The 25,257-nt window shown below is 65.3% G+C and carries 31 protein-coding genes; 16 read left to right on the top strand and 15 right to left on the bottom strand.

The genetic code is table 11. From position 1 onward, the window contains the following. Position 1 precedes the first annotated feature (1 nt). The 3 genes from AB7C87_RS13690 to AB7C87_RS13680 form a co-directional block, all read right to left on the bottom strand. The gene (locus tag AB7C87_RS13690) at positions 2 to 694 is read right to left on the bottom strand and encodes a MinD/ParA family ATP-binding protein (RefSeq protein WP_369730033.1); all 693 of its coding nucleotides are present in this window, start codon (positions 692 to 694) and stop codon (positions 2 to 4) included. Beyond that, positions 691 to 1,062 (bottom strand): DUF7857 domain-containing protein, encoded by a 372-nt coding sequence (locus AB7C87_RS13685; protein WP_369730032.1) that lies wholly within the window; start codon positions 1,060 to 1,062, stop codon positions 691 to 693. The genes AB7C87_RS13690 and AB7C87_RS13685 overlap by 4 nt, the downstream gene beginning before the upstream one ends. A gap of 81 nt (positions 1,063 to 1,143) precedes the next feature. Further along, entirely contained in the window at positions 1,144 to 1,554 is a 411-nt protein-coding gene (locus AB7C87_RS13680) for a GNAT family N-acetyltransferase (protein WP_369730031.1), read from the bottom strand. A 138-nt stretch (positions 1,555 to 1,692) separates the two neighbouring features. Here AB7C87_RS13680 and AB7C87_RS13675 point away from each other — a divergent pair, with 138 nt between their 5' ends. The 3 genes from AB7C87_RS13675 to AB7C87_RS13665 all read left to right on the top strand — a co-directional run bounded on the left by AB7C87_RS13675 (position 1,693) and on the right by AB7C87_RS13665 (position 4,679). Further along, the gene (locus tag AB7C87_RS13675; RefSeq protein WP_369730030.1) at positions 1,693 to 2,097 is read left to right on the top strand and encodes a hypothetical protein; all 405 of its coding nucleotides are present in this window, start codon (positions 1,693 to 1,695) and stop codon (positions 2,095 to 2,097) included. Between the two features lie 72 nt (positions 2,098 to 2,169). Further along, positions 2,170 to 4,398 (top strand): S9 family peptidase, encoded by a 2,229-nt coding sequence (locus AB7C87_RS13670; RefSeq protein WP_369730029.1) that lies wholly within the window; start codon positions 2,170 to 2,172, stop codon positions 4,396 to 4,398. 80 nt (positions 4,399 to 4,478) lie between these two features. Beyond that, the gene (locus AB7C87_RS13665) at positions 4,479 to 4,679 is read left to right on the top strand and encodes a YgaP family membrane protein (RefSeq protein WP_369730028.1); all 201 of its coding nucleotides are present in this window, start codon (positions 4,479 to 4,481) and stop codon (positions 4,677 to 4,679) included. Between the two features lie 78 nt (positions 4,680 to 4,757). Here the strand turns inward: AB7C87_RS13665 and AB7C87_RS13660 are convergent, their stop codons facing one another. Both AB7C87_RS13660 and upp read right to left on the bottom strand, forming a co-directional pair. Further along, positions 4,758 to 5,144 (bottom strand): cupin domain-containing protein, encoded by a 387-nt coding sequence (locus AB7C87_RS13660; RefSeq protein WP_369730027.1) that lies wholly within the window; start codon positions 5,142 to 5,144, stop codon positions 4,758 to 4,760. Between the two features lie 102 nt (positions 5,145 to 5,246). Then, the gene (upp, locus tag AB7C87_RS13655) at positions 5,247 to 5,924 is read right to left on the bottom strand and encodes a uracil phosphoribosyltransferase (RefSeq protein WP_369730073.1); all 678 of its coding nucleotides are present in this window, start codon (positions 5,922 to 5,924) and stop codon (positions 5,247 to 5,249) included. A gap of 97 nt (positions 5,925 to 6,021) precedes the next feature. Here upp and AB7C87_RS13650 point away from each other — a divergent pair, with 97 nt between their 5' ends. From AB7C87_RS13650 to AB7C87_RS13625, 6 genes are all read left to right on the top strand, one after another. Beyond that, positions 6,022 to 6,747, top strand: coding sequence for a DUF5828 family protein (locus AB7C87_RS13650; protein ID WP_369730026.1), 726 nt, complete (start codon positions 6,022 to 6,024; stop codon positions 6,745 to 6,747). Between the two features lie 276 nt (positions 6,748 to 7,023). Continuing rightward, the gene (locus AB7C87_RS13645) at positions 7,024 to 8,214 is read left to right on the top strand and encodes an inorganic phosphate transporter (RefSeq protein WP_369730025.1); all 1,191 of its coding nucleotides are present in this window, start codon (positions 7,024 to 7,026) and stop codon (positions 8,212 to 8,214) included. Between the two features lie 45 nt (positions 8,215 to 8,259). Beyond that, on the top strand, positions 8,260 to 8,460 hold the full coding sequence (locus AB7C87_RS13640) for a DUF7534 family protein (protein WP_369730024.1): 201 nt from the start codon (positions 8,260 to 8,262) through the stop codon (positions 8,458 to 8,460). 92 nt (positions 8,461 to 8,552) lie between these two features. Next, positions 8,553 to 9,230 (top strand): hypothetical protein, encoded by a 678-nt coding sequence (locus AB7C87_RS13635; protein WP_369730023.1) that lies wholly within the window; start codon positions 8,553 to 8,555, stop codon positions 9,228 to 9,230. A gap of 107 nt (positions 9,231 to 9,337) precedes the next feature. Then, on the top strand, positions 9,338 to 9,709 hold the full coding sequence (gene hisI, locus AB7C87_RS13630; protein ID WP_369730022.1) for a phosphoribosyl-AMP cyclohydrolase: 372 nt from the start codon (positions 9,338 to 9,340) through the stop codon (positions 9,707 to 9,709). 2 nt (positions 9,710 to 9,711) lie between these two features. Further along, positions 9,712 to 10,905 (top strand): DUF7118 family protein, encoded by a 1,194-nt coding sequence (locus AB7C87_RS13625; protein ID WP_369730021.1) that lies wholly within the window; start codon positions 9,712 to 9,714, stop codon positions 10,903 to 10,905. 126 nt (positions 10,906 to 11,031) lie between these two features. Here the strand turns inward: AB7C87_RS13625 and AB7C87_RS13620 are convergent, their stop codons facing one another. Together AB7C87_RS13620 and AB7C87_RS13615 are read right to left on the bottom strand one after the other, a co-directional pair. After that, complete coding sequence (locus tag AB7C87_RS13620) at positions 11,032 to 11,259, bottom strand: helix-turn-helix transcriptional regulator (protein ID WP_369730020.1); 228 nt, start codon at positions 11,257 to 11,259, stop codon at positions 11,032 to 11,034. Beyond that, on the bottom strand, positions 11,260 to 11,673 hold the full coding sequence (locus AB7C87_RS13615; protein WP_369730019.1) for a DUF2178 domain-containing protein: 414 nt from the start codon (positions 11,671 to 11,673) through the stop codon (positions 11,260 to 11,262). Between the two features lie 234 nt (positions 11,674 to 11,907). Here AB7C87_RS13615 and AB7C87_RS13610 point away from each other — a divergent pair, with 234 nt between their 5' ends. Further along, positions 11,908 to 13,686 (top strand): site-2 protease family protein, encoded by a 1,779-nt coding sequence (locus AB7C87_RS13610; RefSeq protein ID WP_369730018.1) that lies wholly within the window; start codon positions 11,908 to 11,910, stop codon positions 13,684 to 13,686. A 48-nt stretch (positions 13,687 to 13,734) separates the two neighbouring features. On the opposite strand, the gene AB7C87_RS13605 is transcribed toward AB7C87_RS13610, so the two are convergent. The 4 genes from AB7C87_RS13605 to AB7C87_RS13590 form a co-directional block, all read right to left on the bottom strand. Then, the gene (locus tag AB7C87_RS13605) at positions 13,735 to 14,295 is read right to left on the bottom strand and encodes a hypothetical protein (protein WP_369730017.1); all 561 of its coding nucleotides are present in this window, start codon (positions 14,293 to 14,295) and stop codon (positions 13,735 to 13,737) included. 2 nt (positions 14,296 to 14,297) lie between these two features. Continuing rightward, positions 14,298 to 14,690, bottom strand: a complete 393-nt coding sequence (locus AB7C87_RS13600) for a hypothetical protein (protein WP_369730016.1) — start codon at positions 14,688 to 14,690, stop codon at positions 14,298 to 14,300. 89 nt (positions 14,691 to 14,779) lie between these two features. Beyond that, positions 14,780 to 14,995, bottom strand: coding sequence for a HalOD1 output domain-containing protein (locus AB7C87_RS13595; RefSeq protein WP_369730015.1), 216 nt, complete (start codon positions 14,993 to 14,995; stop codon positions 14,780 to 14,782). Then, positions 14,949 to 15,128, bottom strand: coding sequence for a hypothetical protein (locus tag AB7C87_RS13590; protein WP_369730014.1), 180 nt, complete (start codon positions 15,126 to 15,128; stop codon positions 14,949 to 14,951). Before AB7C87_RS13590 ends, AB7C87_RS13595 begins: the two co-directional genes overlap by 47 nt. 384 nt (positions 15,129 to 15,512) lie before the next feature. Between AB7C87_RS13590 and AB7C87_RS13585 the strand changes: the two genes are divergently transcribed. Both AB7C87_RS13585 and AB7C87_RS13580 read left to right on the top strand, forming a co-directional pair. Continuing rightward, entirely contained in the window at positions 15,513 to 15,926 is a 414-nt protein-coding gene (locus AB7C87_RS13585) for a universal stress protein (protein ID WP_369730013.1), read from the top strand. Positions 15,927 to 16,092: 166 nt separating this feature from the next. Further along, complete coding sequence (locus AB7C87_RS13580; protein ID WP_369730012.1) at positions 16,093 to 16,602, top strand: HPP family protein; 510 nt, start codon at positions 16,093 to 16,095, stop codon at positions 16,600 to 16,602. Positions 16,603 to 17,495: 893 nt separating this feature from the next. On the opposite strand, the gene AB7C87_RS13575 is transcribed toward AB7C87_RS13580, so the two are convergent. The 3 genes from AB7C87_RS13575 to AB7C87_RS13565 form a co-directional block, all read right to left on the bottom strand. After that, complete coding sequence (locus AB7C87_RS13575; protein ID WP_369730011.1) at positions 17,496 to 18,725, bottom strand: RNA-guided endonuclease InsQ/TnpB family protein; 1,230 nt, start codon at positions 18,723 to 18,725, stop codon at positions 17,496 to 17,498. Next, complete coding sequence (locus AB7C87_RS13570) at positions 18,726 to 18,869, bottom strand: DUF2080 family transposase-associated protein (protein ID WP_369730010.1); 144 nt, start codon at positions 18,867 to 18,869, stop codon at positions 18,726 to 18,728. Positions 18,870 to 19,125: 256 nt separating this feature from the next. Beyond that, entirely contained in the window at positions 19,126 to 20,256 is a 1,131-nt protein-coding gene (locus tag AB7C87_RS13565) for a DUF7972 family membrane protein (protein ID WP_369730009.1), read from the bottom strand. 293 nt (positions 20,257 to 20,549) lie between these two features. Here AB7C87_RS13565 and AB7C87_RS13560 point away from each other — a divergent pair, with 293 nt between their 5' ends. Continuing rightward, complete coding sequence (locus tag AB7C87_RS13560) at positions 20,550 to 21,032, top strand: hypothetical protein (RefSeq protein WP_369730008.1); 483 nt, start codon at positions 20,550 to 20,552, stop codon at positions 21,030 to 21,032. 142 nt (positions 21,033 to 21,174) lie between these two features. Here AB7C87_RS13560 and glmM read toward each other — a convergent pair whose 3' ends face one another. After that, on the bottom strand, positions 21,175 to 22,539 hold the full coding sequence (gene glmM, locus AB7C87_RS13555) for a phosphoglucosamine mutase (RefSeq protein WP_369730007.1): 1,365 nt from the start codon (positions 22,537 to 22,539) through the stop codon (positions 21,175 to 21,177). Between the two features lie 114 nt (positions 22,540 to 22,653). Between glmM and AB7C87_RS13550 the strand changes: the two genes are divergently transcribed. The 3 genes from AB7C87_RS13550 (at position 22,654) to AB7C87_RS13540 (ending at position 25,221) form a co-directional block, all read left to right on the top strand. Beyond that, positions 22,654 to 23,523 (top strand): HVO_0234 family beta-propeller protein, encoded by an 870-nt coding sequence (locus AB7C87_RS13550; protein ID WP_369730006.1) that lies wholly within the window; start codon positions 22,654 to 22,656, stop codon positions 23,521 to 23,523. Between the two features lie 163 nt (positions 23,524 to 23,686). Next, positions 23,687 to 24,538, top strand: a complete 852-nt coding sequence (locus AB7C87_RS13545; RefSeq protein WP_369730005.1) for a ribose-phosphate diphosphokinase — start codon at positions 23,687 to 23,689, stop codon at positions 24,536 to 24,538. Between the two features lie 149 nt (positions 24,539 to 24,687). Further along, the gene (locus AB7C87_RS13540; protein WP_369730004.1) at positions 24,688 to 25,221 is read left to right on the top strand and encodes a heme NO-binding domain-containing protein; all 534 of its coding nucleotides are present in this window, start codon (positions 24,688 to 24,690) and stop codon (positions 25,219 to 25,221) included. The last annotated feature ends 36 nt before the right edge of the window (positions 25,222 to 25,257 follow it).

Here is a 25,257-nt window from a genome sequence, read left to right as displayed (position 1 = left end):
GTCAGGTCCGACCGGATCCGATCCGTGATCGGCCACACTGCTCGATCGTCCGAGCGACGCGCTCGAACGTCTCGAGTACCGCCGCCTTCGGTCGGACGTCGCGAACGGGTTTCTCGACGCGGCGGGCGTCTTCGATCGACGATCGCTCGGCCAGCACCGTAACGGGCGCCTGGAACGTCGCCTCGACGCGGTCCGTGATCCGCTCGCTTTCGGCGCTCGAGCGATTGAGGACGACAGTGGCGACCGGCGACTCGAGATCGAATGCGAGTTCTCGCGTTCGAAATGCGTCGGTCAGCGCCGATTTTTCCGGGGTCGTCACGAGGACCGTGACGTCTGCACAGTGGAGGACGGTGCCGACGTCACGCGCGAGACCGGCCGGACAGTCGACGACGACGTGGGCGTATTCGCGCTCGATTCGATCGAGTACGCGCTCTAATTCGGAGACGTCGGCGGCCCGCGCGCCGGCGAGCGTTCGTCCGCACGAGAGGATTCGTACCGACCCGACCCGCTCGACCGCGTCGATCGGATCGGCCCGCCCGGCGAGCACCTCGTGGAGTCCCGGTCCATCGCCTCCGGGAAGGTCGGCCGTCGAGAGGTCGGCGTCGACGGCGACCCCCTCGAGTTCGCGGGCGAGGTTGAGTGTGACCGTCGACTTGCCGACGCCACCTTTGCCGCCGGCGACCGCGACGATCATCCGTCGACGGGGGAGCCGACGGTCCGCCGAGACGGCGCGTGATCCTCGAGACTGGCGAGTACCGCCGCCGGAGTTCGACGCTCGCCGTCGTCCGCTCGCCTCGCGGCGCGGAGTTCGACCGGTTCCGGAATCGGCTCGGCCGGCGTCGCGAACCCGAACCCGCGACGCCGGCCCGGATCGACGACACCTTCCCAGCATCCGTCGGTCCACTCCGCCACTCTGGTTCCGTCTCTCCGTGGCGGCCACGTCGGTCCGTCGAGGCGGCTCGAGAGTCGAACGAGCTGTTTCGTCGTTCGTGTATTGGTGAGGACGCCCCTCACGAGCGTGACGCCGCCGCGGCGATCCGTCTCCGTCTCGAGTTCGACCATGCCCGGCCTGGCCTCCCGATCCGCCTTAAACCCGCGGCTCACGGCGCGCTCGAGAGCGATTCTTCGGCCGAACGCGAGCGATCACAGCTCGGTCTCGATGACGTATCCCCACTTCTCGTACCCCTGTTTCGCGTAGAATCGGTGCGTGCTCGTTTTCTCGAGCGGGGAGGCAAGCGCCAGGTGAGTGCAGTCTCGGCCGGCGGCCCATCCCTCGAGGTGGGAGAGAAGGTCGGTTCCGTGTCCCTCGCCGCGGTGTGTTTCGTCGACGACGAGGTCGGAGAGCCACGCGTGAGTGGTGTGGTGGAGGACGTCCGTAACGACGACGCCGGCGACGGCGATCAACTCGCCCTCGAGGAAGCCGCCGACCAGCCGGTACTCCTCCTCGCCGGTCCACTCGAGAACCTCTGCCGGCGCCCGGTCGGTCCACAGCTGTCGAAGGGTCGGAATCGCCTCGCGGCGCTCGTCCGGTTCTGTCAGCTCTCGTACGTCCATATCCCCTCGTCGTACGGTCGCGTAAAAAACTCCCTCGTGGTCTGGTACCGACTCCCATTCGTTCGTCGTGAGACCGGTTCGAGAAATCGGAAACGGAATACTTGGTTCTCGGTGTCGGAGCTTCGAGTGGTGCTAGCAATGAACGCGCTAGATCGCTTCCGAGCGGCTGGTGGACCGAACACACCCCGGCGCGCGTTGCTCGGCGCGCTCGCGGGTGCGGTTGGACTCGCGGGAACGGCATCGGCACAGGACGACGGAGCTGTCCAGACGCGGGGCTGTCGCGACGAGGAACTGACCCTCGAGGACTGGTCGACCGGCGCGGTAACGGTACGGGCGTGTCCAGGATCGAGCGGACGAGTGACGGTCGAGGTCAGCGGGCAGGTCTCCGACCAGCGGTACGTCTCGAGTACGATCGGACTCCCCTCGAGTGCGGACGTCTACGTTCCGGGCGGGGAGTCGCGGACGCTGTGGTATACCGGGACCCTCCGACAGTTCTCGTGTTCGAACGCGGCGCTCAACGTCGGCATCGTCAACCGTCAGTGATCTCCACGGGGAAATCGCCCCCGACAACCGATCGTCGAAAACGCTTTCGGACGACCCACGGTGTGTGTCGGTATGAACGGAATTCGGGCGGTCGACGCCCTCGAGATCGTACACCCCGACGATCCACAGCTCTCCCCGGACGGCGAACGGGTCGCGTTCGTCGAGCGAACGGCCGAAGACGCCTCGACGACGACCGCGACGATCCACGTCGTTCCGGTCGGCGGCGACGAGGCGACCCAGTTTACCGCCGCGAACGGCGTCGACAGTCAGCCGCGGTGGAGTCCCGACGGCGATCGGCTGGCGTTCACCAGCACGCGCGGCGAGGACGACCGCGAGCAGATCTGGGTCCTCCCGACCGACGGCGGCGAAGCGCGACGGGTGACGGCGGTCGTCGGCGGCGTCGACGACCTCGAGTGGAGCCCGGACGGCACTCGCCTGCTGTTCTCCCAGCGCGTGACGGCTGCCGATCGCGAGACCGGCAGGGACCACGCCGTCGATCCCGACTACGAGTTCGAACCGCCGGACCCCCGCGTGATCGACCGGATGATCTACCGCGCGGACACCGAGTACGCCGACGGCCGGCGTCGCCACGTCTACGTCCTCGACGTCGAGCGGGCGCTCGAGGCCGAGGTCGGGTCGACCGGCGCGCGCGCCGTCCACGACGATGGAGACGGGAACGACGCTGACAGTGGCGAACGCGACGGCCGCGGGAGCGCTGGTGAAATCAGCGGCAGTTCGATCACCCGTCTGACCGAGGGCGACGCCGATTACGTCCTCCCCACCTGGGGAGACGACCGAACGATCTACTACGCGAGCAAGGTCGGCGACCGGCCGGACGACTCGCTGACCTACGAACTCGTCGAACACGACGGAGAGCGCGACGAGACGGCGGCGTTCACCGAAACGACTGGCTGGCTCTCGGGACTCGAGGCGACGGCCGACGGCCGAGTTGCCTTCGAGTACACCCCCGAGGAGCGCGCCTCGATGCGCCAGACGGAGATCCGCGTCCACGACCGCGAGACCGGAGCGGAGACGACGCCGACCGAACCGCTGGACCGGACGATCGGTCACCGCTGTCGGTTCGAGTGGACGCCGGACGGCGAGACCCTCTACTTTACGACCCCCGATACGGGCTCGCGGGTGCTCTGGTCGGTGCCGGGCGACGCGAGCGAGGAGCCGACCCGAATCTACGGCGAGGGCGTCACCGTCGAGGACTTTTCGGTCGGGCGCGACGCCGTCGCGGTCGTCCAGAGCGAGTGGGACCATCCCGGCGACGTCTTCGTGACGACCCGTCGCGGCGCCGAGACCCACCGGCTGACTCGAGTGAACGGCGACTACCTCGACGGCCGGGCGGTCCGTCGGCCCGAGGAGGTGTGGTTCGACGTCGCCGACGAGTCAGCGGACGGCGAGCGGGCGCTCGACGAACGCGACGAGACCGACGACGAGGCCGATACTCGTCGGATTCAGGGTTGGCTCCTCACGCCACCTGCGTTCGACGCCGACGCCTCGCCCGGCGAGACGTACCCGCTGGTCGTCGAGATCCACGGCGGACCCCACGCCCAGTGGACGACCGCGGGTACGATGTGGCACGAGTTCCAGACGCTCGCCGCACGCGGGTACGTCGTCTTCTGGTGTAACCCGCGAGGGTCGACCGGCTACGGCGAGGAACACGCGACTGCGATCGACCGCGACTGGGGTGAGGTCACCCTGACGGACGTCCTCGCCGGCGTCGAGACGGTCTGTGAGCGCGAGTACGTCGACGATTCCGAGGTGTTCGTCACCGGCGGTAGCTTCGGCGGGTTCATGACCGCGTGGGCGGTCGGCCACACCGACCGGTTCCGGGCCGCAGTCGCCCAACGCGGCGTCTACGACCTCACGGGGTTTTACGGCTCGACGGACGCGTTTCAGCTCCTCGAGGGTGATTTCGACACCACGCCCTGGGAGGAACCCGACTTTCTCTGGGAGCAATCGCCGGTTTCGAGCGTCCCCGACGTCGAGACGCCGACGCTCGTGATGCACTCGGATCGGGACTACCGAACGCCCGCGAACACCGCGGAACTGTTCTACCTCGGCTTGCAAAAACACGGCGTCGACACCCGACTCGTCCGCTACCCGCGGGAGGGCCACGAACTCTCTCGGTCGGGCGAGCCGGCCCACGTCGTCGATCGGATCGAGCGGATCGTCCGCTGGTTCGACGGCTACTCCGACCACCGCGAGGCGACGCCCGCACTCGAGTGCGACCGTCGGGACGGTCTCTCGGAGCTGTCGGGCGGCGGTTCGTCGGAAGGCGACTCGGTCTGAGACGCCAAGGGGGCCGTCGGCCAGTTGCAGTTCGTGAACGACGGGACAACCACTACGGCGCTCGAGGCGGATCGACAGCTATGGACAAGAACGTCGGCGGCCTCGATCGGCCGCTTCGGTTCGTCATCGGTGCGACGTTGCTCACGTTCGGATACCGAAACCGCGATCGGACGATCGGAACCGTCGCGTTTCTCTGTGGGAGCGATCTCTTCGCGACGGCGGTCATCCAGCGGTGTCCGGTCAGCGCGGTGTTCGGGATCGACACCTGCGGGACCGACTGATCGCCGACCGAACCGAGACACGCCATCCGGACGGATGCTCCGATCGGATTCTGCCCTGCAATCGGTCGGAACGGACACTCAGCGCACTTCTTCGCCGGGATCGTATCGGACGGCATCGCCGTCGACGGCGGGTGCCCCGAGCGCGATCACCTCGACTACACTCTCGGCGTCGTCGGGGTTGTGCGCCCGATGTGGTGCCCCTGGCTGTGCGGTAAACGTCGCTCCCGTCGGAACCGTAAACTCCCCTTCCGGAGTCTCCACGTGAAGCACGCCCGACTGGACGACGAACGCCTCCTCTTGAATCTCGTGGGAGTGGTAGGCGAGCGGGATCTGCTCGCCCGGTTTCGCGCGAAAGTAGTTGAGCGCGAGTTGCTCGAGACCTGCGTGCTCGCCCAGCCGCCTGAGTTCACAGGGTCTGCCGTCTTCGGGCTCGAGGTCGTCCGGATCGACGACTGCGTAGTCCATGCGTGATACTTACACGCTGTGTGCAAAAAACGGCGTGTCTGTGATCTCGAGTCGATCCGCCCAATTCCGGCTCGTCCTCGCTCGTCTCGAGTCCACTCCGTCTCAGGTCGTCCGGAACGCCCGGTCGCCGGCGTCGCCAAGCCCCGGAACGATGAACCCGTCCTCGTCGAGGTAGTCGTCGATCGAGACCGTAAGCAGGTCCGCTTCGGGGACGGATTCGGAGACCCGAAGCAGTCCGTCGGGCGCCGAGACCGCCGAGAGGACGATTAGGTTCTCCGGCTCGACGGCGTTTTCGACGACGTGATCGAGCACCGTACACATGGTACTTCCCGTCGCGAGCATCGGATCGGCGACGATCACCGTATCCTCCTCGTGGATCTCGGGCAGTTTGACGTAGTCGACCGTGATCGGGAACGAGCCGTCCTCCCCTCGGCCGGCCTCCTCGTCGCGGCTCGCGCTGATGACGCCCTGTCTCGCCCGGGGGAACGCCTTCAGTAGACCCTCGACGAACGGCGTCGCGGCGCGCAACACGTTGATGATGACGACGTCGTCCAGCCCGCGGACGCGCTCGCCCATCGTCGGCTCGAGTGGCGTCTCGATCTCGACGTATTCCGTCTCCATTCGACCGTCGATGATCTCGTAGCCACAGATTCGCCCGAGTTTGACGAGCCCCTTTCGGAAGCTGACCTGTTCGGTTTCGACGTCGCGGATGCGCGAGAGCGTGTCTTTCGCCAGTGCGTGCGTGATGAGATACGCGTTTTCCCGGTTCTCGATCGGCATACTCGTACAGGCTTTCGCCGGATAGTTCACGTTATCGATCGCCATCCGTCGGCGAAGAAGTTTATACCGATCCGCACCGTACGGACCGGCCAGCCGAATGGAAGAGAGCATCTCGGGATTCAAGATCCGCGGCGATTGGGGCGACGTCGTCGAACACGGCGAACGCATCACGCAGGCGCTCCGGGAACACGGCGTCGACGATCCGGACCGAGACAGGGAAGCGCGTCTCGCCCGCGCGTTCGACGAGTGGGACGAGTGGCGGCCGAAAGCCCACGAAACCCTCGAGTCCGACGTCAGCGAGAAGACGTCCGACCAGGCGAGCGTCGAGGAGGGGAAAGGTGAGAAAGCCGGCAAGGAACCCGACGAGGACATCAAGACCGCCGGCGAGAAGCTCTCGGAGTCCTACGAACAACTCGAGGAGGACGACCCCGACGCGGCGGTCGACAACTGGAAGGAGTCGATCGACTACGTCGCACGGGCGGCCGACTCGGCGGGGCGAAAGGCGTTGCGACGGGTCGAGGACACCGTCTACCAGAACGTGATGACCCAGCTTGCGCCGTACTACTTCGACAACGAACTCGTCAGCGCGAACATCCAGCAGTCGACGCGAAACGGCGGGGAGAACGGCGAACGGTTCGTCTTCGAGGTCAACGTCAACGACGACGACCTCAAAGACGACGTTTCCGATCGACTCGCGGAGTACGACGACGAGATCGACCGCTGGCACGTCGAGGTCGAGAAAGACACCGACGCGGCCGAGGCGATCGAGGGAGCCGAACCGCCGCCGGAGCCGGAGAACAACTCGCGGTCGACGACGAACTGAGGCCGCCCGTCGCGGACGATTCACGATCAGAGAGCGTCTACCCGACTCGCGTTCGATTCGATGGCGTCCGCCACGGCTCGCGTTCGAACTGATTGTAGGCGTTAGGGCCCGCGTTCGAACTGATTGCGGACGTCACGGCCACATTCGGCCGGTTGTAGACGTCACGGCCCGCCTTCGAACGTTCCTGCGTTCGCCGTGGCTCCCCTCGAGTCGAGACGGCGGCCGACGAGTACAGGTCGGCACACACTTGTAGACCCCGCCAGTACGTCGCCGTAGATGGTCGAGATCGCGACGGTCGCGACGTTTCTGGTCGCCGCGCTGGCCAGCCTGTTTATGGCCTGGGCGATCGGCGCCGGCTCGAGTGGTTCGACGCCGTTTGCGCCCGCGGTCGGGGCCAACGCGATCTCGGTGATGCGAGCCGGATTTTTAGTCGGCATTCTCGGCTTCGCGGGCGCGGTGTTACAGGGTGCGAACGTCTCCGAAGCCGTGGGAACGGAGCTGATCGGCGGGGTCACGCTGTCGCCGATGGCGGCGACGATCGCGCTGGTGATTGCGGCCGTCCTAGTCGCGATCGGCGTCTTCGCGGGGTATCCGATAGCGACGGCGTTTACGGTAACTGGGGCGGTGGTCGGCGTCGGCCTCGCGATGGGTGGCGATCCGGCCTGGCCGAAGTACGCCGAGATCGCCACCCTGTGGATCCTGACGCCGTTCGTCGGCGGCGGACTCGCATACGCCATTGCCAGAACGCTCCGGGCCGAACCGATCTCCGAGCAGTATCTCATCATCGGTCTCGCGGCGCTCGTCGGCGTGCTCATCGCCAACATCGAGTTCGCCGTGCTCGGGCCGCCCGAGGGCGGCGCCTCGATCGCACAGGCGACCGGCGCCTGGCTTCCCGTGTCCGATCTCGTCGGCGTCGTCGCCGCGACGGCCGTGATGGCGGCGATCTGGGGCGGAGCGATCGCGGTCGACCTCGAGGGGGGGATCGAACGCGGCGAGCGTCACTTCCTGTTGATACTGGGCGGCCTGGTCGCCTTCTCTGCGGGCGGCAGTCAGGTCGGACTGGCGATCGGGCCGCTGATTCCGCTGTCCGGTGACGTGGGTCTCCCCCTGATCGCCCTGTTGCTCGGCGGCGGCTTCGGCCTCTTACTGGGGTCGTGGACCGGCGCACCCCGGATGATCAAGGCAATCTCACAAGACTACTCCTCGCTGGGTCCGCGACGCTCGATCGCGGCGCTCATCCCCTCGTTCATCATCGCCCAGACGGCCGTCCTCTTTGGCATCCCCGTCTCGTTCAACGAGATCATCGTCAGTTCGATCATCGGAAGCGGTTACGCCGCGGCGGGTGCCGGCGGCGGCGTCAGCGCGCGCAAGATGGGGTATACGGTGCTCGCGTGGGTGCTCTCGCTTGCCGGTTCGATCGTCATCTCGTATGTCGGCTTTCTTGCGTTCGATACGCTTCTGTTCTGACGTGTTCACCGCAACACACATCCGATTGCTGTCGGTACAGTTCGTATGGACTCGAGTGACTTTCTGCGATTCGTCACGGCGACGCTCGCGCTGTGTGCGGTGGCGCTCGTGATCGCGACGGCCGTAACCCCTCCCGATCCGTTCTCGTTGATCGTCGTCGCACTCCCGCTGGTGGTGCTTTCCCCGGTCGCCTCGTACGTACTCGTTTACCGGGGCGGACTCGAGCGTCTCGGGTCGAACGCGTGATCGGTTCGCTCGAGGTCGTTCGCTCGAGTCGTTGTCGATATCCGATCGGCTGAGATCGAACGGTCTTTACCCGATCGGATCCGAAATCCGATATGGCAGCGGATGCGTCGGTGAACCCGAACGATCCGGGTACGATCCAGTGGCGACGCGACGGCTCTACGTCGACGGCCGTTCGACTCTGCTGGTCGCTCGGCGTCGGCACGTTCTTCGCGGCGATTTCCGTCGTCATCGTCTGGCGGGTGTACGACCTGATCGGACAGGCCTGGCCGCAACTTCGGCCGATCATCCTCGCTCTCGTCGGCGCGCTCGCGGTTACGGTCCTCGCGATTGCGGTCGCCAGGGACTCGACGGGGCGTGCGGTGGACGCCGCCGTCGGGACGTTCGTCATGGCTGGGATCATCGTGGCGCTGATGCTGGCCGGTCGGATCGCGGAAGGAACCGGCGCGTTGGGACCGCTCGGTTCCAGTCCGTTTACGGCCGCGGCGACGCTTCTGATCCCGTTCGCGTTCGTCGCGCTCGTCCTCTCCTCGTTTCTCCGATCGGCCGGTGCGTTCGACCGGAACGAGGGGACGATCTATCTCTTCGATCCCGAACAGGCGATCGACCTCGAGACGATCGACGGCGTCTCCGTCTGGGAGGTCGGCGGCGTGACCGTCCTCAACCTGCGCTATGCACAGCCGGGCGGGGAGTACGTCCCCGGACCGCGGCGTCTCGTCGTCCCACCGACGATTGCGGCTGAGGTCGAAACCGCCGTCGACTCGAGTCGGTGATCGCCACACTGCGTCCCGACAGTCGAGTGCGCGGGGCGGGCCGGTGATCGGCGGCCGGATTTGTAACCGGCAAAAGACCTATCGCCTCGACGAACATCCGTCCCGATATGGACGACGGAATTGCCATCGACTTCGGTGAGAATGGGCTGGTGCCCGCCGTCGCACAGGACGCCGAGACGGGCGAGGTGTTGATGCTCGCCTACGTCTCTCCCGAGGCGCTCGAGCGAACCCGCGAGACGGGGCGAGCGCACTACTACTCACGGAGCCGCGAGGAGCTGTGGGAGAAAGGGAAGACGAGCGGTCACGTCCAGTCGGTCCACGAGGTCCGGGTCGACTGCGACGCCGACACCGTCCTCTACGTCGTCGACCAGGAAGGCGGCGCGTGTCACACGGGACACAAGTCGTGTTTCTACCGGACGATCGAGGGCGAGAACGTCGGCGAGATGGTGTTCGATCCGGACGCGGTGTACGAGGAGTAGCCATGAGCGAACGCGCCCATTCGCCCGGATCGAACGCCAGCGACGGCGATCGGGGCGAGTCGACGCCGCTCGCGGAACTCGAGGCGGCCCGCGAGCGACTCGAACGAGCGGAACGCGTGATCGACGACCACGCCGGTCGGGACGTCGAGAATGCGACCGAAGCGGTCGAAGGCGCGTCCGACGCCTACCGGACTGCGACGGATCTGCTCGATACGTACGTCGACCGGGCGACCGGAACCGGCCGCGAGAACTTCAAGGCGTACGTTCAACTCGAGGGACAGTTCGCCGCGCTCGTCGACGGGTTACCCGACGATCTGGAGGGACGCGACGCCTTCGAGGACGCACTCGACGCGATCGACAAGCGCCGGCTGAGCGAGTCGGACTTCGAACGGGCACACGCCGCCCTCGAGCCCGCCTCCCAGTACGCCGAGTTGATCGACGATCGCGAGCGCGCACGCGAAGCGCTGGCCGAGGCCCGGACGGAAGCGAGCAAACGGTTCCGCGAGATCGACGACGAGATCGACGATCGCGAACGGTTACTCGAGCTATCGACGGTCGACCTCGATGCCCCGGTCGACCGACTACGCGAGCCGATCGAGCGCTACAACGAGGCGATCAGCGAGGCCTTCGGCGAGTACCGCCTCGAGGCCTCGGCCCGAGAGGTGTTCGCCCTCCTCGAGCGAAGTCGCTGGTACCCGTTCGTCGCCTTCGAGCGGCCGCCCGAGGACCTGCGGGAGTACGTCCGCGAGAGTTCCGACGGCGAGTACACGATCCCCGAGTTGCTCGAGTACGCGGACTACTCGCGTTCGAAACTTTCCCACTACGTGGAGGACGCTGACGTCCTCAAACGCCGCGTGGCGACCCAACGGACCTTCCTCGACGGGATCGACGCCGAGCCGTTGACCGTCGAGTGGCCGCCCGCCGAAGCCGCGATCCTGCGCCGGGCGACGCGGGAGATCCGTCCGTTTGCCGCCCGCGTCGGCGACGAGGAGACCGTCGCCGCACTTCGGACCGTTCGACAGCTCACCTACGATCCCGACTACGATCGGCTCCAGACCGCGGCCCAAGCGGTCGTCAAGCTCACTCCCGAGGAGCGCGACCGTCTCGCCGACGGTCGTATCGAGGACGAACTCGAGGCGTTGCGGACCGAACGCAGGCAACTCGGGGCGGCCCTTGAGGTCGACGATCCGATCTGACGGCGCGTTCCACTTTTACTGTGTCCGATCCGGTAGTGGCCGTCCGATCTCTCGCACGGCGTGGCGTCTGCCGGGTCCGAAACTGCCACCAGCCCGGTGATTTCGGTACCGCGGACACAATTCACGTCAGTCCTCCGCACCGGCCCCATTTCCCGCGGTGATCTCCGACGGTTCGAAGATCTCCTCGATCGCACAGTCGAAGTAGGCGGCGAGTTCGAACGCCAACTCGAGCGAGGGATCGTACCGTTCTCGTTCGATCGCGTTGATCGTTTGACGAGTAACGTCGACGGCCGCGGCGAGATCTGCCTGACTCAATTCTGCCCGCTCGCGGCGTTCGCGAAGATCGTTTCGCATCTACGGCGTTGCTCGAATCCGGACGTACGTGTACGTACCGCCCCAGACGAGCCAGAACGCACAGAACGCCCAGAACACCGCCCAGAGTTCGGTGCTCCAGTTGTAGTAGCCGGCCAACTCCGCGGCAAAGAGGCCGACGAAGACCACCAGTCCGCCGTAGGCAAGTCCGGTCAACACGAGTTCGCTCGCGCGAGCCGTAAGCTGTTCGTCCCGTTCGTCGTACACCGGCCTCGAGGCCAGGTACGGAATCGCCGCGCCGACGACGAACCCTGCCGTGTAGGCGCCGAGTCCGACTAGGGGTCGGCCAACGACGAATCCCGCGAGGAGCGCGGCGATCCCGGCGAGGTAGCTCGCGTTCGATGCTCTCCGGTACGTTTTCGGGCTGTAGTCGCTCACAGTGAGTCGTTCGGTCATGGTCGGCAGCCGGGTGTAAAACACCCTTTACAGTAAAGCACACTTTACACTCCAGTATAAATCTGCCCAGTCGTCGGATCGCCGTACTGTTCGGCTCTCGAGTGTGTTTTAGGGGGTGAGAGTGCGTTCCGGGTCGACTCGAGTCGATCGTGGGGCGATGCGCCACCGATGCGGTTCGCGGTCGCTCGTCGAACCGAAACCAATACTATCGAACCGTTTGTTCTCGAAACTAATATGAGAGAGACGGTTCTCCTCGTCGGCGTCGGTCTCCTCGCGTACACCGCGGTGGCGATGGCACTGGCCGCGTGGGGGCGACTCCCCGGCTGGATCCGGATTCGTGGGCCGATGGTGACCTTCGAGACGGAGGCCACTCCGTCGGTGCTCGACCGACTCGCCACTCGCCGCCGCCTCTGGCGACGGATTGCAGACGCCGGCGTCTTCGTCTCGTTCGCGCTGGTTGCGGTCTCGTTCGTGATGGTGGTTTTCGCGGGATACGCCGCACTTACTCGCGAGGTCGCGACCGAGGTGAACCGTCCTCGAAACGTCCTCGCGGTGCCGGGGGTCAACGATTTCCTGCCGTTGTCGGCCACACCGGAGATCGTCTTCGGGCTGTTCGCGGGCGTCGCCGTCCACGAACTCGGTCACGCGTTACTGGCTCGCGTCGAGGACGTCGACGTGCGGTCGATGGGCGTGATCTTTCTCGCGCTCGTCCCGTTCGGAGCGTACGTCGACATGGGCGGCGACGAGCGGAGCGTCTCGACGGCCGCCCGCAACCGGATCTACGCCGCCGGCGTGACGGTCAACCTCGTGCTGGCGATCGTCTGCGCGTTGGTCCTGATGGCGCTCGTCTCGGCGTCGGTCGCCGCCGTCCCCGGGCTAGCAGTGGGCACCGTCGTCCCCGGGACGCCCGCCGCCGACGCCGGTCTCGAGCGCGGCGACGTGATCACGGCGGTCGACGGGACGCCGGTCGAAGACGAGGCGGAGGTCCGTGCGGAACTCGCAGACGCTGATGAAACCGTCTCCCTCGAGCGTGCCGAGGGTGAGTCAGTGACACTCGAGCGCGCGGTCGTCGTCCGCGCCGCGCCCGGGGCAGGTCCGAACGCACTCGAGCCCGGGACCGAAATCGCCGCGGTCGACGGGACGCCGGTCCGGGCGGAAGCGGCGTTTCGGGAGGCGCTCGAGGCGGCGGACGAGCCGACCGTGGCGGTCACGACGGTCGATTCCGACGGTGTGGAGCGAGCGGAGACGTTCGTCGCGGGAACGTACGTCGCGAGCGTCGTCGAGGACGGCCCGCTGGCGGACGCCGGCGCCCCGACCGGCGAACCGGGCGTCGTCACGTCGATCGACGGCGAGCGGATGACCGACCACGAAGACCTGTTCGCGGCGCTCGAAGCGGCGAGTCCAGGCGAGACCGTCATCGTCGGGCTCTACACCGACGACGGCCTCGAGGAGTATCGCGTGACGCTCGGCGAGTCGACGGACGGCGACGGTGCACACCTCGGCGTCTATCCGGCCGCCGGCGCCGGTGGAATTGCCGTCACCGACCTCGGGATCGAACCCTATCCAACTGACGAACACCTCGGCGTGTTGAGCGGGTCGGAGCCGGCGACGATCACGAACACGCCGCTCGATCGACTGCTGACGATCGCCTTTCTCCCCTTTGCGGGTGCGATCGGTCTCGCTTCGGAGAACTTCGGCGGCTTCGTCGGCGAGGCGACCGCGGTCTACGCCGTCACGGGACCGCTCTCGGCGGTCGGCGGCGTCGTCTTCGTCCTCGCGACCGTCCTCTACTGGACCGGCTGGATCAGCCTCCTGCTTGGCTTTTTCAACTGCCTGCCGGTCTACCCGCTCGACGGCGGGCGGCTGGTACGGACGAACGCCGAGGGGGTGGCCTCGAGGCTCCCGGTGTCGACACCGGGAACGGCCGCGGCGGCGGTGACGGCGGTTTCGAGTGCCGTCGTCCTCATCTCGGTCGTCGTGATGCTGTTCGGACCGATGGTACTCGGGACCTGAGCAGTGGGTCGAAGCTGTGGCTGTAGGTGTCCTCGAGCGGCGATCGAGTTAGCTAGAAAGGTACTCGCTCCGTAGTTGAGAGACGTACTGGGCATCCCACTGTTTCGTCTCGACGTAGTACGTCAGTGCCGAGTGTACGTACTGCGTGTCGAGGGTGCCTCGCTCGGCCAGCAGACACAGAACGTGCGGGGTCGTGAACAGGGTGTTCCGATCCTCGAGCGCCAGAGAAACGAAGAGATAGTTCGTCGTGTTGAACTCGTCAGTGACGAACATGGCGGCGCCGAGTTCGTTTGCGAGCCAAATACCGTGTGACTCGCCGGGATCGAGCCCGAACTCGAGTGGCTCGTCGGTTTGGGTCTCGACCTCGTGTGTGGTAAGGTGGTGAGACGCCCGAAAAACCAGATCCGCGGCCGCCGACAGGAGATCACCATTCCCCTGCGCTTCGCTCACTTCGGCGAGGACGCTCGAGGGGACGTGCACGTCGTACCCGAAAAGGACGGTTTTGAGCGGATCTTCGCCGGTCGGGGCCCGAGAGCGCGCGTCGACGACCGGCGTTGCGAGATTGAGGAGGACGTTCGTATCGACGACGATGATGGGTTCGTCGGTCATCGCTACTCGCGCGATTCCCGGTCGGCCGCCTCGTCGGTCGGCGTCCACACGGGAACCTCGCCCTCGTAGAACTCCGCTGCCGACGGCTGGTCGCGTTCGATCTGCGGTTCGGGCGGATCGCGGTTCAGCGATGCGCGGAGGAATTTCATCCGCATCGCCGCTTCCGTGCCGAGAATCGATTCGACGGTATCGAAATCGATCTCTCCGGCGTAGTACGCGTCGCCGATCAGCCGCCGAAATTCGTCGTCGGCAGCGAGGTCTTCGATTTCGTCCCGAAGTGCCTCGATGAGGAGGTGCGTCCGGGAGACGTCGAGAAGATCGGCGATCGCATCCGCTCGCTTGACGAGCGACGCAGGGGCGTTGAAATCGACCCGGGTTTTCTCCTCCGGCGCCATACTCGTGTGTAACTCCTACACACGAATAAGGCTACTCCTCGATTCGAGTGGAAGTGGTGGGATCGGCTACGCAATCGACCGGCGAGCGATCACCCTCCCTCGTCAACCACCACCTCGAGCGGCCCGGTTTCGATCACGACGCGATACCCCTCGTACTCGAAGCGGATCGTAACCTCGGCGTCCGACTCGAGGAGCGAGACGAGCGCATCGGTGTCCACGTGCTCGTACAGCGGCGGGAGCGCCGTCCCGCGACAGCCCTCACGGGCCGCGACACGAGCGAGTACCGTAGCGAGTGTGCGATGCATTGTGGTCGGTTGTGAGTTCGATGATCGTCGTCTCGAACACCGATTTGCAGTCGGGACAGGCGATCGTCCCGTCGGTCGTCTCCGTTCGGACGTCGGTGCCACAGTCGCAGTGTATCGTGAGTTTCGTTGCCATGCGTAGCTCTCTGTCTCGAGGCCCGACGCGGCGGAGAACAACCGAACTCGAGAACCAGGAACCCGCGAAACTGGTCCGATTGACCGAACGCGCGAGACGAGTCCGGTTAACCGAACGCGTGGTACTGGTTCGGCGACACGTCGGCAGGTCTTTATTTCGCCGACGTCAATGGTTGATTGCTCCCGCGACGCGGGGGCCAGCGTGAGCCGGAGTGTTGGTTGGAGCCTTTCGCTCCGGCTCAGCGCACTTTACGTGCGCGCCTATACGTTATTCAACCAACCTAAAGAACGTTAGGATACTGACCGTTGGCGATGGGCAGTTGACCAATCGTCTTATCCGAACAGCGCCGGAGCGTTTTCCACGATCGCCCGCCAATTTCCGATCATGACCCGACACCTGCTCGTCCCGATGGACGACTCCGATCCCGCCCGCGCCGCCCTCGAGTACGCGCTCACCGTCATCCCCAACGCCGAGGTGACGGTGGTCCACGCCGTCGACGAACTCGAGACGGGCTACGGCGGTGGATCGGCGACGGACGACTCGAACGCGACCGACGACGCCGAACCCGACTTCTTCGCGGATGTGCGGGCGATCGCCGACGATCACGACCGAGCGCTCGAGACGGAAGTGATCGAGGGAACAACGGCCGCGGCGATCCTCGAGTACGCCGACGAGGCGGGCGTCGACGGCATCGTAATGGGAAGCGAGGGGCGGGCTGGCGTCTCGAGAGTGCTACTCGGGAGCGTCGCGGAGGCGGTAGCACGGCGATCGACGGTTCCCGTGACGATCGTTCCGTAATCAGTGAGAGTTCCGACGGACGGGGCGACGGTTCGCAGACACATCGTCGGGAGTCACGACGGACGCGTCGACGGATCGCAGAAGCGTCGCCGGAGGCCACGACGGACGGTCTCGAGTCGCGTGGCGAAACACCACGGTTTTCCACGCTACTGGCGAACGAACGGCCATGGACGACCGGACGGGGACGACGATCCACACCGGCATCCTGATCTCGACGACCGCGGTTCTCGCGTGGCTCTCGGGGCTTCCCGTTCTCTTTCCGAGCCTCGGCCCCTCGGCGTTCGTCCTCGCGTTGTTCCAGGACAGCGACGCGACCGCCCCGCGGCGGGTGATCGGCGGTCACGCGATCGGCGTCGTCGCCGGATTGCTATCGTACTACCTGCTCGCGGGCGGCGTCTCGATGGTCGTGGCGACCGATCCCGGTTCGCTCGAGGGACTTCGACTCGCCGCCAGCGGCGTTCTCGCGACGACGCTGACGGCGGGCGGGATGCTCGCGACCGACACCCGTCACCCGCCGGCGTGTGCGACGACGCTGATCGTCGCCCTCGGCCTGCTCGCGACGCCGCTCGAGGGCGCGTTGATCGTCCTCGCGGTCGCCGTCCTCCTCGCCTGTCACCGTCTCCTGCTCGCGACGGAACGGATCGGCGCGCGGTACGAGCGACTCCTTCGGTCCTGATTCGACCGAGGGTAACGCGGCGAGGGAGCAAAACAACGGCTCGTCGATCGCAGAAGAGGTAAGTACATTTATTGTCAGTAAAATTCAACGTGGATTCGAATGTCTTGTAACCGTCGCTGTGTCTTGGGTACTCTCTGTACTGGGCTACCGATGGCGATTGCTGGCTGTCTCGATGGAGATACTACTGAATCCGGGGGCGGAAATCAGGGTGGCTCGTCGGAGGATATCGATTTTCGAATCGAAAACCACGCGGGGCCGGCGATCAGTGTTCACGTTCGCGTCGAGGACGACGAAAATACAATCCTCGAAGATGAGATCGAACTCGAACGAAACGGAAGTACAGCTGGCGTATCATTCCGTGGACAGTTTGAGGTCGGCGAAGAGTATCTGATCGATATCGACTCTTCTACCGACCAACGTGAGACGGTGGAATATTCGAACGAGGACCCCCTGTGTTTTCCGACGGTGCAAATCCATCCCGATTCGATAGAAGAAGTAATCGCCTGTGACTGATCGGTGCGTGTCGGAGAACCGTTCACAGCGATCAAGAGGGAGTGTATCGATGGGGCCGCCCACCGGAGTTGTCGTGACGAAGAACCGTTTTGCTCTCGTGGCAACAGGGAGACCACATCCTCCCCAGCCGATTCGCTCTCCGGTCGCTCATCCCTCGCGCGCTTCCTCGAGCGGTCTCGTCGTCACTCGACCGCTCGACAGCGCGCGCCACCGCAGTTCGGCGACGTACACTGGCGTTATACACCTGGTCATGGTCCAGTCAACGGTTTCGTAGACGGACTCGTCGGATGAACGCGTCTCGAGACCGCTCCTGGCACTCGAGTGATGACGAATCACGACCGGGTGGATAGCGGCGGTGCTATAGTGACTTCCTCCCCACCCTACTCGCTCACCGCTGACGCGGTTCGCTCCTTGAGGGTGGGGCTTCCTGTTTCCACGACGCGCTTTGCAGACACCGAATCGGTGTCCGTAGGGAGCGCAGTCTCCACAGGCGTTGATTCGGGACAGCCCGTCCCTACTTGTTCGAGACCGCGAGAAAGGATGTTCCACGACGCATTCGCGTCCCTGTCCGCCTCGAACCCACACGACGGACACGAATGCTCACGCACCCACAACGGTTTGTCCGTCTCGACGCCACACGACGCGCACTCTTTGGTCGTGCCTCGGGGGTCCACGGTGACGAAGTGCGTTCCTTCCCGCTCGCACTTGTATTCGAGCATTCGGAGGAACGTTCCCCACGAGGCCCCGGCACGGTTCCGAGAGTTGCCCGGTAGTTCGACCAGACCCTTCGCGTCCAAGTCCTCGACCGCTACAAGGTCGTACTCGCAGGCGTAGTACGCCGAGAGTTTGTGCAAGAAGTCTCGGCGCTTGCGCTTCAAATCGGCGTGGCGTCGAGCGACCGTCTTGCGCTGTTCTTTCCAGTTGTTCGACCCGTGTTCTTTCCGCGAGAGGTTGCGTTGGGCGCGTTCCAACCGCTCACGTTCATCCGAGAGGTCCGGCGATTCGACAGCGATTCCATCGGTGTCGTGGACGTATTTCAGGATTCCCACGTCGATACCAACTGCGTCAGTCACTTCGTCGGGCTTCTCGGGCGGGTCGTCAGGCGTTTCGACGCCGAGGATGGCGTACCACTTGCCGGTGGGTTCACGTTTGACCGTGACGGTCTTGATTTCGGCGTCGTCGGGCAGGTCGCGGTGGAACGTGATGGGAATGTCACCAATCTTCGAGAGCCATAGTCGAGTCCGACCACTCGTGTTTTTGAGTTTGAAGCCGGACTGACTGTAGGTGGACGATTGGTACTCCCCCGGTGCTTTCCACTTCAATTCCCCGACGCTGTAGCCGTTTTGCTTCCGACCTTTGAGCGTCGAGAGGTTATCGTACAACCGCTGGACGACTTTCTGAAGTACCTTCGAGTGAACGTCTTGTAGGTCAGTCCACCAGTCTTTCAAGTCCGGCAGACGCTTCTGCTCGGAGTACGACGATGTATCGTCGTGTCTATTGAGACGGTGGAGGAAATGGTTGTAGACCTGCCTACAGGTATCGACAGTCCACGCTAACTGCTCGCGGATGTCGTCGGACGGGTTCAGTCGATACCTGTAGTTGTAGTTCATCTATTCGTCGTTGGGGTCGGATGTGCGGACGACTTTCACGTCCGCACCACGCCAGCGTTTCGGGACGTAGACGTGAGCACCGTTGCCGGTGGCTTTCACGTCTCCGTTCACGACTTCGTGGCCGTTGATTGTGAACTGGTCCATGTACGATGTATATACATTGTCGGGGCTGATAAACGTGTTGGTTGGCCTGTAGGCCTATCGTTGCAGAGTATATGTGAGACGATGACGGCGCTGTATCCCCGCCCTACTGCGCTACTCGGTCGCTTCGCTCCCTGCGTTGCTCCTTGAGGACGGGGCATTAGCGCCTGATTTTTAGGTAACAACTGCAACGATTCCCACACTGGTCGCCGATACGTCTGGCGATCAGGTGTGCAACGACGTGCAGTGGCTACTATAGTCACTCACCAGCGTCGCTGGTTTCGGTCTCTTCCGTCGGCACCTGTTGCTGGAGGACGAACGGCCCGAAGTCCGCGGCCGTCCGCCGGGCGACCGTTGCGATCCGGAGGACGTACGCGAGCAGGACGGCGAACGGGCTGAACAGCGCCGTGATCGTCGCGCTCACGACGACGACGTAGACGTACGGGTGGAACTCGAGCGCCAGTAGGTTGCCGTAGGCCACGATGACGAACGCACCCCCCAATAGCGTCGGAAACCCGACGTACAGCAGGATCTTCGAGAGGTCGGCCAACTCCTGTTGCATGTGAACGGTCTTGAAGTACTGGCGGGCGACGTGGATGTCCCGAAGCAAATCCTCGAGTCGGTCGAGTTGGTTCTCGGCGGCTTCGGGGAGGTCGTGGTAGTGAATCTCGCGGATCTGTCGGACCTCCTGGAGTTGCCAGGGATCGTTGTAGTGGATGATAACCGCGATCACGTCGAAGGTGCCGAACGTCGCGTCCTCGAGGGTATCGATGGCATCGATGTCTCGGGGTTCCGTCGTCGCGACGTAGTCGTCGACGGCCGCCCGTAGCTCGGGTGGTCCGTCCGCACAGACGTTCTTCAGCCCGAGTGCGGTCCGGCGTTTCGACTCGATCAACACCCGCAGAAACGCCGACGGCTCGGCCGGACTCGGTCGGTAGCCGGTGTGATTCTCGATCGACCGCCGGTAGTCGCGGGTCTCCTCGAGTCGCTCGAAGAACGCCCCGGTCGTGCCGAACTCCTCGGAGAGGATCAGCTGGTTGATCGCGAGAACGACGGTGATGAACGGGAGCATGCCGCCGACGAGCGCCGCCGAAATAGCCGTTATGTCGCCGGCCTCCGCGGGTGTGATCAGGTCCGCGGCGATGAGCGCCAGACTCGCGCCGAAGACGCCGACCAGTAACGCCGCCGTCAACACGCGTCGGTCCCCGTCGAGATAGACCCAGTGTAGCAGGTTGTCCCAGATCGACCCGCCGCCGACCAGTGGATCCGGCTGGGAGGCCGGCGGATCGTCGTCGGGATCTGCTACCTCTGCTGCGTCAGCATCGGCTGCTCCGGACGCGTCGGCCTCGGTCGTCCCGGGGCCGGGATTGTTCGCCCCGGACGTCGTCATCGCGTTCGCGCGTGCTCGAGGCGGCGACAGTCGATCGCAGAATCGGTGCTCACGGTTCGTCTCCGAGAGACGACGAACGGACGGAAAGAGCTACTGCAGGCAGATCGAAGCGCCCGTTCCGACGGCGATCGGAGTCCGTTCAGCGGTCGCTCTCGCCCCCTCGAGTGTCTCACACAGTCTGGGACCGAATCTCGAACGGACTGATCTGATCCTGAGTCCTGGTCTCGAACGGACCGAACTGGGCAGAACCCGGATTGTGTAAATTTATGGTTCGCCAACAGGAAATTCTGTCAATGCTCGAGGTGGCCTGGTTTCTGCTGATACCAGTCGGCATCGTCGTCGGCGTCGTTACCGCGCTTTTTCTCCACGAACTTGCACACGCTGTTCCGATCCTTCTCGCGGGCGGCACCACCCACATCACGATCGGAAGTGATTCGGGGCGAACGGTCGGTTTCGGGCCGTTGACGATGACGGTCGGTTTCGACGGCGTGTGGAAACTGATGCTGTACGGGCGCTGTCGGTCGGAACGGCACCACTCGAGCCCCGTCCGGGCGATCTCCGTTCTGGCCGGTCCGGTCGTGACCGTGGTGATCGTCTCGACTCTCTGGATGGTGAGCCGTGGCGTCAGCGGGCCGCTCTCGTTCGTGTTGACGGCTATCTTCTACAGCGAACTCTTCCGTGCGATCCTGACCACCGTCCCGATGACGTACCCGACCGGACCGTACGCCGGGATGACGAGCGACGGAAAACGATTTCTCGAGATCGTCCGTTCCTAATCCTGACTGACCTCCGTCGACCTACGGATCGGGCAGAGAACGTCGATTGCCGCTTGCGGAATCGTCTCGAGCGACCGGAGATCAGGGCGGACCGAACCAGTGGGATCCGTTCACTCCATCGGAAAACGGCCCCGATCGTCGATCAGGTGTCGGTTTTCGATTTGGTCAACGTCTCGTACATCCCGTCGGCGAGTTCCGCGGCGCGGTCTTCGTCGCGGGCCTCGGCGTAGACCCGAACGAGCGGTTCGGTGCCGGAGGGGCGGGCGAGCACCCACGCGTCGCCGTAGTCGAGGCGGTAGCCGTCGCGAGTGTTGAGTTCTGCTTCGGCGGATTTCGCGTGATTCGCGGCCGCATCGAGCATCGCGTCGCGCTCGGCCGTCGATTCGTACCCGACGTTCCGGCGCACGTTGGCGTAGCCGTCGTACGGGGAAACGATCTCGCTGACCGGCCGCTCGGCGACGAGTTCGAGGAACCGTGCCGCCGTGAACGCACCGTCCCGGGAGAGGCGATACCGGGGGAAGAAGATCCCGCCGTTGCCCTCGCCCGCGATCGGCACCCGCTCGTCGGCCGCCTCGAGTTCCTCGATGCGGGTGATGATATTGGTCGAGCCGATCGGCGTCAACTCGAGTTCCGCGCCGATTTCGGTGACGACGTCGACGAGTCGTTGGGAGACGTTGACCGCCGATACCGCCGTGTCTCCGGCCTCGAGTTCGGCCGCGGCCAGCGCGGCGAGGGTGGCATCGCCCTCGACGTACTCACCGTTTTCGTCGAAGAAGATTGCCCGGTCGGCGTCGCCGTCGTGGGCGATGCCGACGTCGGCGTCGGTTGCCCGGACGAGCCGGCCGAGGTCTTCGAGGTTGTCGACGACTGGTTCCGGATCGCGACCGGGGAAGTGGCCGTCGGGCTGTCCGTTGACGGTGACGACCCGACAGCCCAACTCGCGGAAGAACTCGGGGCTCGTCACCGAGCCCGCGCCGTGACCGGGGTCGAGCGCGACGGTCAACTCGGCGTCGGCGATCGACTCCCGGTCGACCGAGGCAAGCAGTTCGTCGACGTACTCGCGGGTGACGCCCTCGACGGTCCGGACGCGTCCCGTCTCGTCCCAGGGCGCGACCGCGAACCCTTCCGCGAGCAACGTCCCTTCGATTCGCTCGAGATCGGAGACGGCGAGCTCGACGCCGTCCGCGCCGACGAGCTTGATTCCGTTGTACTGTGGAGGGTTGTGCGAGGCTGTGACGACGATCACCGGGACGCCCTCTCGCTCGGCGTAGTACTGCGCGCCCGGCGTCGGGACCGTCCCCAGTCGGTCGATGTCGGTACCGGTGCTCGCGAGCCCGCTCGCGGCCGCATCGGCCAGCATCCGACCGGTGTAGCGCGTATCGCGCGCGATCGCCACCCGGTCGACCCCCCAGGCCGTCCCCGCCGCTTTCGCGACCCGCAGGACGAACGCGGGCGTCAGCTCCTCGTTCGCGACACCCCGTGTCCCGCTCGATCCGAACACTTCCATCGACTCCTAGTCCGACCGGATCCCCCAAAGGGATTCCGAAGCCGACGGGTGAGACGACGAGCCAGCAGATGTGGAGACGGAACGTTTTCGGCTCGCGCACGCGAGAGTCTACGTATGGACTCGATCGAGGAAAAACGCGTCTACGGCGATCGATCGGGAGCGCTCGAAGCCTACGTCACGAGTTCGATCGGCGTCGTCCGGGTCCGAATCGCCGGCGACGCGGTCGGCGAGTTCGGGCTCTGTGAGCGCTGTGACGCGCGGGACGTCGCCGCGAGCGCCGACTCGGTCGCGGTCGCGACCGACGAGGACGTCCGCGCCCTCGAGGGAGGAACCGGAATAGACGACGACGGAGGTTCCGACGGAGCGTTCGTCGACACTGGATTCGGTCCGGCGGTCGCCGTCGGCTACGACGGGAGGACGATGCTGGCCGCCGACGCCGGGGGACGGGTCGCTCGCCGGAGCACCGACGGCGAGTGGACGGATCTCGAGGAGAGGGTGAGTACGCCAGTTCGAGCGATCGACGGCGACTTCGTCGCGACCGCCGACGGCGTCTACCGGGTTCACGACGGCGGGCTCGCACACGCCGGATTGCCCGACGCGCGTGACGTCGACGCGTCTGGCACACCGCTCGTCGCGACCGCGGACGGTCTCTACAGGCTCGGAAACGGCTGGATGACGGAACTCGAGGGCTCGTTCGAGGCGGTCGCCGTGGCGTCCGACGGTTCGTCGGCGCGCTCGGAACGTGCGTACGCCGTCTCTGCGGATGCCGCCTACGCATTCGACGGCGGGGAGTGGGCCGAAGTCGCTTCCCCTGACGGTCGAATCGTCGACGTCGACTACGGCGAGGCGGTGTACGCCGTCACCGAGGACGGAACGTTTCTCGTCGCGACGGAGAACGCCGGAGCCGACAGTTGGCGTCGACACGCCCTCGGCGTTCGCGACGTCACAGGAGTCGCCGTCGTGGCGACCCGACCGTCGGAGTGAGCGGACGGATCGGCCGGCGAAACCCGGGCGCTCCTGCGGGACAGAGCGGCAACCTCGCTCCTACGAGACAGAGCGAAACCTCGCTCCTGCGAGACGGAACGAAACCCCGCTCCTGCGGGACGGAACGAAAACCCGTTTTACCCCGCGCGCTGTGGGCTCGAGTATGATCGTCAGTGGATCCGCGTCGCAGGCGCTTTCGGCGGCGCTCGCGCGGGAACTCGAGGAACCGATCGCGCCCGTCGAGTACGACCGCTTTCCCGACGGCGAACTGTTCGCGTCCGTCCCCGGGATCGAGGACCGTACGCGAGCGATCGTCGTCGCGTCGACCGTCTCGAGTGACGCTCACCTCGAGTTGTTGCTCTTACAGGACGCCGTTCGCGAGGCCGGCATCGACGAGGTCGTCACGGTCTTGCCCTATATGGGGTACGGACGACAGGACGAAGCCTTCGAATCGGGCGAGCCGGTCTCCGCCCGGGCGGTCGCCCGCGCGATCTCGACCGGCGCGGATCGCGTCCTCACCGTCAATCCCCACGAGGGGGCCGTCTGTGAGTTCTTCGAGCCCTCGGCGACGGCGGTCGACGCGGCGGGCCGACTCGCGGACCCGCTCCCGGGCGATCTCGTCGATCCGGTTTTTCTCTCGCCCGACGCGGGTGCGATCTCCCTCGCGGAGACCGTCCGGGACGCCTACGGCGGCGGCGAGACGGACTACTTCGAGAAGACGCGCCACTCCGGCACCGAGGTCGAGATCTCGCCGAGCGACGTCGACGTCGCCGGCCGGGACGTGGTCGTTGCCGACGACATCATCGCGACTGGATCGACGATGAGCGAGGCGGTCGCCGTCCTCCGCGAGCGGGGCGTCGGCCGCGTCTTCGTCACCTGTGTCCATCCGCTCCTGGCCCGAAACGCGTACGCGAAACTCTCTCGTGCGGGCGTCGAGACAATCTACGGGACTGACACGCTCGAGCGGGGAGCGAGCGCCGTCTCGGTCGCGCCGGTGCTCGCCGACCGACTGTAACCGCTCTCCCGTCACCTTCGTTTCACTTTCGTCGACCGCGGACGGAAAAATGTCACAGTGTTAAGTAACGGCGAGACGCTGGTGTACGTACGACCGAACCGATCCCCCGACCACCTTGCGACGCTCGGACGTGTCACCGACACACACGGATGCACGGAATCGTCCACAAGACGCTGAAGGAGTACGTCGTCGAGCGCGCGGACGAGGCCTCCTGGAACGCGATCGTCGACCGGGCCGGCCTCGAGCCGTCGCTTTACCTGCCGGTCTCTCACTACGACGACGAGGAGTTCGAGGTGATCCTCGAGACGCTGTCGGCCGTCGCCGTCCAGGAGCGCCCCCAGATCGAGCGCTCGTTCGGGCGGATGCTCGCCCCCGCGTTCCTGTCGACGTTCAACGCCCACGTTCGGGCCGACTGGGCGCTTTCGGACCTGCTCGAGAGCCTCGAGTCGATCACGAACGCGGTCGACGCCGCGGCCGACGAGACGTCGGTTCCCGATCTCTCGACGAAACGCGAGGGCGAAGACGTCCTCGTCACCTACCGCTCCCCACGCTGGTATCCCGACGTCGCTCACGGCGTTCTGGAGGGGGTCGTCGCCGAGTTCGATACTGATGCGGCCGTCGTCGTCGTCGAGGATCGGGACGACGCAGAAGGCGTCTGTACGTTCCGGGTTCGACTCGAGTGACGGACAGAACGACGAAAACGACGAAAACGACGAAAA

The organism is Natrarchaeobius versutus (assembly GCF_041205745.1).
Lineage (GTDB): Archaea > Halobacteriota > Halobacteria > Halobacteriales > Natrialbaceae > Natrarchaeobius > Natrarchaeobius versutus.
The sequence above is the reverse complement of the archived record's forward strand: the minus strand, read 5'-3'. Positions and strand labels throughout refer to the sequence as shown.

Coding starts and splice junctions, on each gene's coding strand:
- AB7C87_RS13690 (WP_369730033.1), bottom strand. CDS start 694: ATGATCGTCGCGGTCGCCGGCGGCAAAGGTGGCGTCGGCAAGTCGACG.
- AB7C87_RS13685 (WP_369730032.1), bottom strand. CDS start 1,062: ATGGTCGAACTCGAGACGGAGACGGATCGCCGCGGCGGCGTCACGCTC.
- AB7C87_RS13680 (WP_369730031.1), bottom strand. CDS start 1,554: ATGGACGTACGAGAGCTGACAGAACCGGACGAGCGCCGCGAGGCGATT.
- AB7C87_RS13675 (WP_369730030.1), top strand. CDS start 1,693: ATGAACGCGCTAGATCGCTTCCGAGCGGCTGGTGGACCGAACACACCC.
- AB7C87_RS13670 (WP_369730029.1), top strand. CDS start 2,170: ATGAACGGAATTCGGGCGGTCGACGCCCTCGAGATCGTACACCCCGAC.
- AB7C87_RS13665 (WP_369730028.1), top strand. CDS start 4,479: ATGGACAAGAACGTCGGCGGCCTCGATCGGCCGCTTCGGTTCGTCATC.
- AB7C87_RS13660 (WP_369730027.1), bottom strand. CDS start 5,144: ATGGACTACGCAGTCGTCGATCCGGACGACCTCGAGCCCGAAGACGGC.
- upp (WP_369730073.1), bottom strand. CDS start 5,924: ATGCCGATCGAGAACCGGGAAAACGCGTATCTCATCACGCACGCACTG.
- AB7C87_RS13650 (WP_369730026.1), top strand. CDS start 6,022: ATGGAAGAGAGCATCTCGGGATTCAAGATCCGCGGCGATTGGGGCGAC.
- AB7C87_RS13645 (WP_369730025.1), top strand. CDS start 7,024: ATGGTCGAGATCGCGACGGTCGCGACGTTTCTGGTCGCCGCGCTGGCC.
- AB7C87_RS13640 (WP_369730024.1), top strand. CDS start 8,260: ATGGACTCGAGTGACTTTCTGCGATTCGTCACGGCGACGCTCGCGCTG.
- AB7C87_RS13635 (WP_369730023.1), top strand. CDS start 8,553: ATGGCAGCGGATGCGTCGGTGAACCCGAACGATCCGGGTACGATCCAG.
- hisI (WP_369730022.1), top strand. CDS start 9,338: ATGGACGACGGAATTGCCATCGACTTCGGTGAGAATGGGCTGGTGCCC.
- AB7C87_RS13625 (WP_369730021.1), top strand. CDS start 9,712: ATGAGCGAACGCGCCCATTCGCCCGGATCGAACGCCAGCGACGGCGAT.
- AB7C87_RS13620 (WP_369730020.1), bottom strand. CDS start 11,259: ATGCGAAACGATCTTCGCGAACGCCGCGAGCGGGCAGAATTGAGTCAG.
- AB7C87_RS13615 (WP_369730019.1), bottom strand. CDS start 11,673: ATGACCGAACGACTCACTGTGAGCGACTACAGCCCGAAAACGTACCGG.
- AB7C87_RS13610 (WP_369730018.1), top strand. CDS start 11,908: ATGAGAGAGACGGTTCTCCTCGTCGGCGTCGGTCTCCTCGCGTACACC.
- AB7C87_RS13605 (WP_369730017.1), bottom strand. CDS start 14,295: ATGACCGACGAACCCATCATCGTCGTCGATACGAACGTCCTCCTCAAT.
- AB7C87_RS13600 (WP_369730016.1), bottom strand. CDS start 14,690: ATGGCGCCGGAGGAGAAAACCCGGGTCGATTTCAACGCCCCTGCGTCG.
- AB7C87_RS13595 (WP_369730015.1), bottom strand. CDS start 14,995: ATGCATCGCACACTCGCTACGGTACTCGCTCGTGTCGCGGCCCGTGAG.
- AB7C87_RS13590 (WP_369730014.1), bottom strand. CDS start 15,128: ATGGCAACGAAACTCACGATACACTGCGACTGTGGCACCGACGTCCGA.
- AB7C87_RS13585 (WP_369730013.1), top strand. CDS start 15,513: ATGACCCGACACCTGCTCGTCCCGATGGACGACTCCGATCCCGCCCGC.
- AB7C87_RS13580 (WP_369730012.1), top strand. CDS start 16,093: ATGGACGACCGGACGGGGACGACGATCCACACCGGCATCCTGATCTCG.
- AB7C87_RS13575 (WP_369730011.1), bottom strand. CDS start 18,725: ATGAACTACAACTACAGGTATCGACTGAACCCGTCCGACGACATCCGC.
- AB7C87_RS13570 (WP_369730010.1), bottom strand. CDS start 18,869: ATGGACCAGTTCACAATCAACGGCCACGAAGTCGTGAACGGAGACGTG.
- AB7C87_RS13565 (WP_369730009.1), bottom strand. CDS start 20,256: ATGACGACGTCCGGGGCGAACAATCCCGGCCCCGGGACGACCGAGGCC.
- AB7C87_RS13560 (WP_369730008.1), top strand. CDS start 20,550: ATGCTCGAGGTGGCCTGGTTTCTGCTGATACCAGTCGGCATCGTCGTC.
- glmM (WP_369730007.1), bottom strand. CDS start 22,539: ATGGAAGTGTTCGGATCGAGCGGGACACGGGGTGTCGCGAACGAGGAG.
- AB7C87_RS13550 (WP_369730006.1), top strand. CDS start 22,654: ATGGACTCGATCGAGGAAAAACGCGTCTACGGCGATCGATCGGGAGCG.
- AB7C87_RS13545 (WP_369730005.1), top strand. CDS start 23,687: ATGATCGTCAGTGGATCCGCGTCGCAGGCGCTTTCGGCGGCGCTCGCG.
- AB7C87_RS13540 (WP_369730004.1), top strand. CDS start 24,688: ATGCACGGAATCGTCCACAAGACGCTGAAGGAGTACGTCGTCGAGCGC.